This is a genomic window from Streptomyces sp. SID3212 (assembly GCF_009865405.1).
Lineage (GTDB): Bacteria > Actinomycetota > Actinomycetes > Streptomycetales > Streptomycetaceae > Streptomyces.
Genome location: NZ_WWJY01000397.1, coordinates 1 through 8,005, shown reverse-complemented (window position 1 = coordinate 8,005; position 8,005 = coordinate 1). Strand labels below are relative to the sequence as shown.

The following is an 8,005-nucleotide window of genomic DNA, read 5'->3' as shown; positions in this document are numbered from 1 at the left end:
GGTGGCGCAGCAGCGCGGGGCCCGCCACGGCGGTGACGGCCAGGCCGAGCCCGGCCAGGAGGAGCAGGTGGACGGTGGGGGAGAGGCCGCCGGCGAGCAGCCCGCCGAGCCCCGCGCCGGCCATGCCGCCCAGGCTGAACGCGGCGTGGAAGCTCGATATCACCGGCCGCCGCAGCGCGGTGACCAGGTCGACGGCCGCGCTGTTCATCGCCACGTTGGTGGAGCCGTAGGCCGCGCCGAAGAGCAGCAGCACGAGGCCGAGGGCGAGCGCCGAGTGGGTCAGCGGGGGCAGGACGATGCTCAGGGAGAGCAGGGTCACGCTGGCGACGGTGACCGGGTGGTTGCCGAAGCGGCGGCAGAGCCGTCCGGTGAGGGTCATGGTCACGACCGCGCCGGCGGACACCCCGAGGAGCGCGAGGCCGAGGTGGCTCGCGGAGGCTCCGGTCTGTTCCTTGATCGCGGGGATGCGGACGACCCAGCCGGCGAACAGGAAGCCGTCCAGGGCGAAGAAGAGGGTGAGGGCGGTACGGAGGGCGGACAGCGACGACGCGGCTGAGGCGGACGGGGCGGGCGCGGCGGGACTCACTTTGTTTCGGAACGGCACAAAAGGAGGATAGGGGCGGTGCCCCGTTCCGTACAAGGCGTCGCCACCCCTCCGGATCATGGGAGACTCGCCCCCATGAACGGCAAGGCGACCACCCGGGCGAAGCTGGAGAGAGGCCGTGGCGCGCTCGGCCCGGCACTGGAACTGGTCCACACGGGACGGGCGCCCACCCGCGCCGTCCTCACCGCCGAGCTGGGTGTGACCCGTGCCACGGCCGGCGCGGTCGCGGCGGAGCTGGAGGCGCTGGGGCTGATCCGGGTGGATTCACGCCCCGGGGCGGCGGCGGGTTCCCAGGGCCGTCCCTCGCACCGGCTGTCCGTGGACGACACCGGGCCGGTCGTGCTCGCCGCCCAGATCCACGCCGACGGCTTCCGGGCCGCCCTGGTCGGGCTCGGCGGACGTATCGTCGCCACCGCGCCCGCCCGGCGTACGGTCACGGCCGACCCGGCCCAAGTGCTGGGCGAGGTCGTCGAGGTGGGGGCCGGGCTCCTGCGCGCCGCCGGGCGGCGCTGCGTGGGCGCGGGACTCGCCGTACCGTCGGCCGTCGCCGAACCCGAGGGTACGGCCCTGAACCCGCTGCACCTCGCGTGGCCGGCCGGCGCCCCGGTCCGCGAGATCTTCGCGGAGCGGGTGGGCGCGGCGGGGATCGAGGGCCCCGCGTTCACGGGCAACGACGTCAACCTCGCCGCCCTTGCCGAGCACCGCCACGGCGCCGGACGCGGCGCCCAGCACCTCCTCTGCGTCGCCACCGGCCACCGGGGGGTGGGCGGCGCGCTCGTCCTCGACGGCCGCCTGCACACGGGCAGTTCGGGCCTCGCGCTGGAAGTGGGCCACCTGACCGTCAATCCCGAGGGCCGCCCCTGCTACTGCGGCGGCAAGGGCTGCCTGGACGTCGAGGCCGACCCCCTGGCCTTCCTCACGGCGGCGGGCCGCGAACCGGGCCCGGAGGTCTCGCTGTTGCAGCAGTCCCGCGACCTGCTCCGCACGGACGGCACGGATCCGACGGTACGGAGAGCCGTGGAGGAACTGATCGACCGCCTCGGCCTCGGCCTCGCCGGCCTGGTCAACATCCTCAACCCGGATCGCATCATCCTCGGCGGCCTGCACAAGGAACTGCTCGAAGCGGACCCGGACCGCCTGCGCGCGGTGGTGGCGGACCGCAGCCTCTGGGGCCGCAGCGGCGGGGTCCCGATCCTGGCCTGCACCCTGGACCACAACAGCCTGGTCGGAGCGGCGGAGGTGGCCTGGCAACCGATCCTGGACGACCCCCTGGCGGCGCTGGCGCCGTGACGTCACCGGCTCATCGGTCGTCAGCGTACGGGTCTCATCCAGTGCGGGCGTTCGACGTCAGCGCCGCGCGCTCCGGCTGGGACACGTGGAGCACCTGGAAGCGGTCACCCACCGCGCGGGGGGTGTCGTGGTCCCACAGGGTGAAGTGGACCAGCTCCCAGTGGCGCGGATCCAGTGCGAGCGCCGCGCACACCACCCCGGCGACCCCGGACAGCCGCCGGGTCTCCTCGACCGCCTCCGCCAACAGGGCGGGCAGCGGGGCGCCTTCGGGGACACGGTGACGGCGGCGTACGGCCGTGCGCGCGACGCACGCGCTCGCCGGGCCCTCCTCGAAGGCGAGACCGGTCCAGTGCTGGACCTCGGGTCTGCCGAAGTCCCTGACGACGCCGTCGAATCCGGCTCCCAGCAGGAAGGCGTTCATGCCGTCCTGCGCGGCCCAGAGGTAGAACGGCGCGTACTGGTTGACCACCGACTGCTCGCCGCGCTCACGCATCAGGTACGCCTTGAGGCCCAACCCGGGGAAGGCGTCGAGCAGATGGCCCTTCGTCGCGACGCGGGTGCGGATGATGCCCATGTCGTAGTCGGCGGGAAGGGTGATCTCGTACTGCATGGCATGCATGCGGGGGTCCTCCGTGGCGGGGGCGGGAATCCGGCTGCGCGGGCGTGGCATGGGCGTGGGCGTGACCGCCCCGGTCGCCGTCAGGCCACGGCCCCGCCGGGCCGCAGCAGCGCCAGCAGCCCCCGCACCCCGGCGTCGAACGCCGCCGGCGACCCCGAGGCGCGGGCCAGCACATAGCCCCCCTGCACCGTCGCGACGACCGCCGAAGCGACCTCCACCGGGTCGAGACCGGACGCGAACTCCCCGCTCGCCATGCCCTCTTCGACGATCGCCGCGAGCCGTCCCCGCAGCCAGCCGATCGTCGCGTCGACCGGCGCGCGCAGCGACGCGTCGGCCATGATGTCCGGGTCCATCGTCAGCCGCCCGACCGGACACCCGCGCAACACGTCCCGCTCGCGCAGGAGATACGCGGAGATCCGGTCGTACGCGGAGCCGTCCCCCGAGAGAGCGGTTTCCGCCGCCGCCCGCATGTCGTGCGCCGTGCTCTCGATCGCCGCGAGCGCCAGTTCGGGCTTGCCGGTGAAGTGGTGGTACATGCTGCCCTGCCCCGCGCCCGCCCGCTGCTGGATCGCCTTGGGGCTGGTGCCCACATAGCCCCGGTCCCACAGCAGTTCCCGGGTGGCCTCGACCAGCCGCTCCGAAGTGTTCATGACCCGAATGTACATACTAGTAGGTACAGAATCCAGCGAGGCCGCGGTGGACCGATCGGGTGGATCCGGGGGTCCGACGGCCCCCGGTCCACCCCGGTCCGTCCGCCCGTTCAGCCCACCACGGCCGAGCGGGCCTCGGTCTGTCCGTGTTCCCTTATCACGGCGCTGAGTTCCGTCCCCCGGAAGGGGCCGTCCGTCGTCGCGCCGTACACAGGGCGCGGCGGCAGGGCCAGGGCGGCCGGTGGTGCGGGCAGGGTGAACCAGATGCTCTTGCCCAGCTCGCCCTCGGGGCGGATGCCCCAGCTCTCGCTGACCGCCGCGATCAGGGCGAGACCCCGGCCGCCGGTGTCGAGGAGTTTCGCGTCGTTGACCGTCGGCACCCGTGGGTCGTGGTCGCTGACCGAGACCGTGAGCCGGTCGAGCAGCAACGCGATGTCGACGGTGCACATCTTGTCCGGCTGTGCGTGCCGGTGGACGTTGGTCAGCAGCTCGGTGACTCCGAGTGCCGTGGGATCGATCAAGGGGTCGAGATGCCAGTAGCGCAATTGCGCGGAGATGATTCTGCGGACCTGACCGATCCGCGACGGCAGGGCCTGGAGCTCCACCGTGCAGTGCCTGCTTGGCTGGCTGATCACGGCTGCGACTCCCCGAATTGAGGTCCGGAAGACGACGAAGGACCGGATCCAGCAACTGGCTCGCTGCTGTTCCCGCCCGGCGGGGCTGGATCGCAGCGTCACCGCCGGTTCACCCTGAGTGAGGGGTGAGACCAGAGTGAACCAGGGGATACGGCTCCGCAACTCGCGGACAGCAGGGGAGGGACCCGCGACCCGGAGGATCCGGGGCGGGTCCGTGGCGCGGTCTCAGATTTTTCGTACGGTCAGCTCTTCGTACGGGTCGCCCTGCTCACGGCCTCCAGGAACCGGCCCGCCAGCGCCGACGCGTCCGGCCTGCGCCCGCCGCCGCGCTGGCCCATGGTCAGCCGGTAGCGCGTGCCGTTGACGGTCGCGACCGTGCTGCCCTTGCCCGCGAACCACGGCCGCGCGGCCTGGACCGCCCGGAGCGGAGCACTGTCGATCACCCGGCCGTAGCTGGTCAGCAGCGCCAGCCTGCCGTCCTGGATGAGCACCTGCCCGGCCCGGGTGAGTGAGCGGGGCCACCGCTCTATCCGCACCCCGCGCGCGCTGAAATCGGGCTCTGCCATGGCCTCTCAGCCCCCTCCGTGCCACTGACCCGAGCATGGTCCTCACCCAGTATGCCGGTCGGTGCCAGAAGCTGGTGCCATGGATACCCAAAGTCATCATTGGCGCAGGTGGTGGCGGTAGCGTGACGGACCGGGGACCGGAGCCGACAACAACCGAGGAACGGCGCGCATGACGGAACAGCACGACAGGGCCGGATCGGCCGAACGCGCGGGGGCGCCCGGCACGGGAGCGCCCGGCGCCACGCCGGACACGCGCGTCGTGACCGTCGACGTGGACCGTACCGACCCCCGCTACCGCGCCTGGCTCAAGGAAGCCGTACGGAAGGTCCAGGCCGACGCCAACCGCTCGGCGGACACCCACCTGTTGCGCTTCCCGCTGCCCGAGGCGTGGGGCGTGGACCTGTACCTGAAGGACGAGTCGACGCACCCGACCGGCAGCCTCAAGCACCGGCTGGCCCGCTCCCTCTTCCTGTACGGCCTGTGCAACGGCTGGATCAGGCCCGGCAAACCGGTGATCGAGGCCTCCAGCGGCTCGACCGCCGTCTCCGAGGCGTACTTCGCGAAACTGATCGGCGTGCCCTTCATCGCGGTCATGCCGCGCACCACCAGCCACGAGAAGTGCCGGCTCATCGAATTCCACGGCGGGCGCTGCCACTTCGTCGACGACTCACGGACGCTGTACGCGGAGTCGGCGCGCCTCGCCGCGGAGAGCGGCGGCCACTACATGGACCAATTCACCTACGCGGAGCGGGCCACCGACTGGCGGGGCAACAACAACATCGCCGAATCGATGTTCCAGCAGCTCAGGTCGGAACGCCATCCCGAGCCCGCCTGGATCGTCGCGACGGCCGGTACGGGCGGCACGTCGGCGACCATCGCCCGCTACGTGCACTACATGCAGTACGACACGCTGATCTGTGTGCCGGACCCGGAGAACTCCTGTTTCTTCGACGGCTGGACACGCGGGGACGCCACCGCCAGCGCCGACCGCGGGTCCCGGATCGAGGGCATCGGCCGTCCCCGCATGGAACCGAGCTTCGTGCCCGGCGCCGTCGACCGGATGATGAAGGTCCCGGACGCCGCGAGCGTCGCCGCCGTACGCACCCTGGAACGGGTCATCGGACGCAAGGCCGGCGGCTCCACCGGCACCGGACTGTGGAGCGCGCTGCGGATCGTGGCGGAGATGGTCGCCGACGGCCGGCAGGGGAGCGTGGTCACCCTGCTCTGCGACCCCGGAGACCGCTATCTCGACAAGTACTACTCCGACACCTGGCTCGCCGGGCAGGGCCTGGACATCGACCCGTACACGATCACGCTCGACCGGTTCCTGGAGACCGGCGTCTGGCCCGCCTGACCGAGGGGGCGGCCCTCAGCCCCGAAGCAGGCGGTCGACCGCCCGGCCGAACACCAGCCCTCCGGCCCGCGCGGTGAGCGGGCCGAACGACCGGGGCAGCCTGCGCAGGCCCAGGTCCTCCTCCCAGGACACGGACGACCCGGTGCCCTCCTCCCGTACGCGGATCTCGGCCCAACCCACCATCACCGTGCCCCGCTTCTCCAGCCGGCAGCGGCCCGGCGCCCCCGCGACGGGCGGCTCCCAGAGGACCACCTCCATCGGGTCGTCGAACCCGACGGCTCCCAGCGCGCTCCGGGCGACAAAAACCGTACCGACCCGGGTGGGTCCGGGCGTGCGGACGGAGATCGTCGTCAGGGGCACCTGATCCGCGTGCGCGGGCCAGTCGGTGAGCCGCCGCCAGGCCTCCTCGGCGGCGAGCGGTGTGGTGCGGTCGATACGGAACGCGGTCATCCGGATCCGTCCTCCTCCGGCCTTCCGGCCACGGACGGTTCTCCGGGCACGGACTCACCCGCCACCACCAGGCCGGGCAGCACCTCGGCGATCTCCTCCCGGGCCCCCGCCGACAGCCCGGCATCCGTCACCAGCGTGTCGACCTGATCCAGCGTCGCGAACGAACTGAGCCCCACCGTCCCCCACTTGGTGTGGTCGGCGACCACCACCACCCGGCGCGCGGACCGCACGAACCGCCGGTTGGTCTCCGCCTCCCCCAGATTCGGAGTCGAAAGACCCGCCTCCACGGAGATGCCGTGCACCCCGAGGAACAGCACGTCGAAGTGCAGCGAGCGGATCGCCTGGTCGGCGATCGGGCCCACCAGCGAGTCCGACGGGGTCCGCACCCCGCCCGTCAGCACCACCGTGGCCGCGCCGGGCCGCCGGCCGCCCACCGCCCCGGCGGACTGCGCCGCGTGGAACACGTCGGCCACCCGCACCGAGTTGGTCACCACCGTCAGGTCCGGTACGTCCAGCAGGTGCTGCGCCAGCGCGTAGGTCGTCGTACCACCTGACAGCGCGATCGCGCTGCCGGGCACGGCCAGCGCCGCCGCCGCCCGGGCGATGTCCTCCTTGGCGCTCAGCTCCAGCGCCGACTTGGCCTCGAACCCCGGCTCGTGCGCGCTCGCCTCGACCACCGGGACCGCGCCGCCGTGCACCTTCTCGACCACACCCTGCCGGGCGAGCGCGTCCAGGTCCCTGCGCACGGTCATGTCGGAGACATTGAGCTTGCGCGTCAGCTCGTTGACCCGGACCCCACCGCGCCGGCGCACCTCGTCCAGGATCACGGCACGACGCTGCTCCGCGAGGAGGTTCTGGTTGTCGCTCACCACGGGAGCTGTCCTTCCGCTTCGGCATGCCTGTTTCATCCTCCCACGCGCCTGTGACCCGCGCGGCGGGGATTGGCGGCGGTGGCGCCCGGGGAGGTTCCCCGTGTCGGCCGAGCCGCCGGCCGATCCCGGCATCCGGAGGGTGAGTGACCGAAGTGCCTCCTGAGACTCCTGTTCCGCACCGTGGCGGACCCGCGCTCGAACTGTTCGTGCACGGTGTCGGTGGCACCACACCGCAGGAGATGCTCGGCGATCCGCGTACGGTCCGTGTCACGGGCGACGACACGGCGGCGGTCTTCCGTCGCGCGGACGACGTGGACGCCGAGGACCGGACCGCCGGGGACGAGACCGCCGGGGACGCGAAGGCCGACGGCCGGCCGGTCCCGGAGGCGTACGTCTGGTGCAACCTCACCTCGGGAAACGGCTCCAGAGCCCTGTGGCTCTTACTCCTGCCCTTCATGGTCGTCAATCTGGCGCACTGGATGCGCCCGGCGACCAAGGGCCGGATGAAGTCCCAACGGCTGTACGGCGTACTGGTACGACTGGTCGCCCTCACCCTCACCGTGCTGCTGACCGCCGCCGCCTCCGAGGTCGCCCTCGACCTCACGGCCTGGCAGTGCGCCGGTTCCGCGCACTGCGTCGCCGACCGGTCCTGGCTCGGCTTCCTCTCCCCGGAGGAGCACGGCTGGTGGGCGCAGCCGGGCCGCCGGCTGGCCCTGGCCTCGCTGGTGCCCACCGCGTTGGTGGGCCTGCTCTGGTACCTCTCCAACCGGACATGGAGCGCGTACGAGTCCCAGCGCCCGCCCACCGACGCCCGCCCGGGCGGATTCCCCGAAGCCGAGGCCGACCACCGCACGGCGGCCGACACCCCCACCGACGCCCGCACCAACGACCCCACCGACACCACGACGGACATCACACCGGACCCCGCACCCGGCCCCGCACCCGGCCGCGCACCCGTCTCCGAG

At 72.6% G+C, this 8,005-nt stretch carries 9 protein-coding genes and 1 pseudogene; 3 read left to right on the top strand and 7 right to left on the bottom strand.

Features of this window, described 5'->3' with window-relative positions; all coding sequences use genetic code 11:
* Window positions 1-586 (bottom strand): MFS transporter (locus GT042_RS12085; RefSeq protein ID WP_345943749.1); only part of this gene is annotated, 586 nt, incomplete at its 3' end.
* A 93-nt stretch (window positions 587-679) separates the two neighbouring features.
* Here GT042_RS12085 and GT042_RS12080 point away from each other — a divergent pair.
* Window positions 680-1,894, top strand: coding sequence for an ROK family protein (locus tag GT042_RS12080; protein ID WP_161308720.1), 1,215 nt, complete (start codon window positions 680-682; stop codon window positions 1,892-1,894).
* A gap of 34 nt (window positions 1,895-1,928) precedes the next feature.
* Here GT042_RS12080 and GT042_RS12075 read toward each other — a convergent pair whose 3' ends face one another.
* The 4 genes from GT042_RS12075 to GT042_RS12060 all read right to left on the bottom strand — a co-directional run bounded on the left by GT042_RS12075 (window position 1,929) and on the right by GT042_RS12060 (window position 4,364).
* A complete protein-coding gene (locus GT042_RS12075) occupies window positions 1,929-2,513 on the bottom strand; it encodes a DUF4865 family protein (protein ID WP_161308719.1) in 585 nt (194 codons plus the stop codon).
* A gap of 80 nt (window positions 2,514-2,593) precedes the next feature.
* Window positions 2,594-3,178 carry a TetR/AcrR family transcriptional regulator gene (locus GT042_RS12070; protein WP_161308718.1) on the bottom strand — a complete coding sequence of 195 codons (585 nt, stop codon included), beginning with the start codon at window positions 3,176-3,178 and terminating at the stop codon, window positions 2,594-2,596.
* 95 nt (window positions 3,179-3,273) lie between these two features.
* Window positions 3,274-3,798: an ATP-binding protein gene (locus GT042_RS12065; protein WP_345943748.1), complete on the bottom strand. Its 525-nt coding sequence runs from the start codon at window positions 3,796-3,798 to the stop codon at window positions 3,274-3,276.
* Window positions 3,799-4,040: 242 nt separating this feature from the next.
* On the bottom strand, window positions 4,041-4,364 hold the full coding sequence (locus GT042_RS12060) for a hypothetical protein (RefSeq protein WP_161308717.1): 324 nt from the start codon (window positions 4,362-4,364) through the stop codon (window positions 4,041-4,043).
* Window positions 4,365-4,533: 169 nt separating this feature from the next.
* Here GT042_RS12060 and GT042_RS12055 point away from each other — a divergent pair, with 169 nt between their 5' ends.
* A complete protein-coding gene (locus tag GT042_RS12055; RefSeq protein WP_161308716.1) occupies window positions 4,534-5,718 on the top strand; it encodes a PLP-dependent cysteine synthase family protein in 1,185 nt (394 codons plus the stop codon).
* 15 nt (window positions 5,719-5,733) lie between these two features.
* On the opposite strand, the gene GT042_RS12050 is transcribed toward GT042_RS12055, so the two are convergent.
* Both GT042_RS12050 and GT042_RS12045 read right to left on the bottom strand, forming a co-directional pair.
* Window positions 5,734-6,168 (bottom strand): SRPBCC family protein, encoded by a 435-nt coding sequence (locus GT042_RS12050; RefSeq protein ID WP_161308715.1) that lies wholly within the window; start codon window positions 6,166-6,168, stop codon window positions 5,734-5,736.
* Window positions 6,165-7,037, bottom strand: a complete 873-nt coding sequence (locus tag GT042_RS12045; protein WP_161308714.1) for a DeoR/GlpR family DNA-binding transcription regulator — start codon at window positions 7,035-7,037, stop codon at window positions 6,165-6,167. The genes GT042_RS12050 and GT042_RS12045 overlap by 4 nt, the downstream gene beginning before the upstream one ends.
* Before the next feature lie 242 nt (window positions 7,038-7,279).
* Between GT042_RS12045 and GT042_RS12040 the strand changes: the two are divergent.
* A pseudogene (locus GT042_RS12040) lies at window positions 7,280-8,005 on the top strand (hypothetical protein); the annotation flags it as partial.

Bases quoted from the DNA above. Each gene is read 5' to 3' on its own strand.
- GT042_RS12075 (WP_161308719.1), bottom strand. From the start codon at position 2,513: ATGCATGCCATGCAGTACGAGATCACCCTTCCCGCCGACTACGACATG.
- GT042_RS12050 (WP_161308715.1), bottom strand. From the start codon at position 6,168: ATGACCGCGTTCCGTATCGACCGCACCACACCGCTCGCCGCCGAGGAG.
- GT042_RS12070 (WP_161308718.1), bottom strand. From the start codon at position 3,178: ATGTACATTCGGGTCATGAACACTTCGGAGCGGCTGGTCGAGGCCACC.
- GT042_RS12060 (WP_161308717.1), bottom strand. From the start codon at position 4,364: ATGGCAGAGCCCGATTTCAGCGCGCGCGGGGTGCGGATAGAGCGGTGG.
- GT042_RS12055 (WP_161308716.1), top strand. From the start codon at position 4,534: ATGACGGAACAGCACGACAGGGCCGGATCGGCCGAACGCGCGGGGGCG.
- GT042_RS12080 (WP_161308720.1), top strand. From the start codon at position 680: ATGAACGGCAAGGCGACCACCCGGGCGAAGCTGGAGAGAGGCCGTGGC.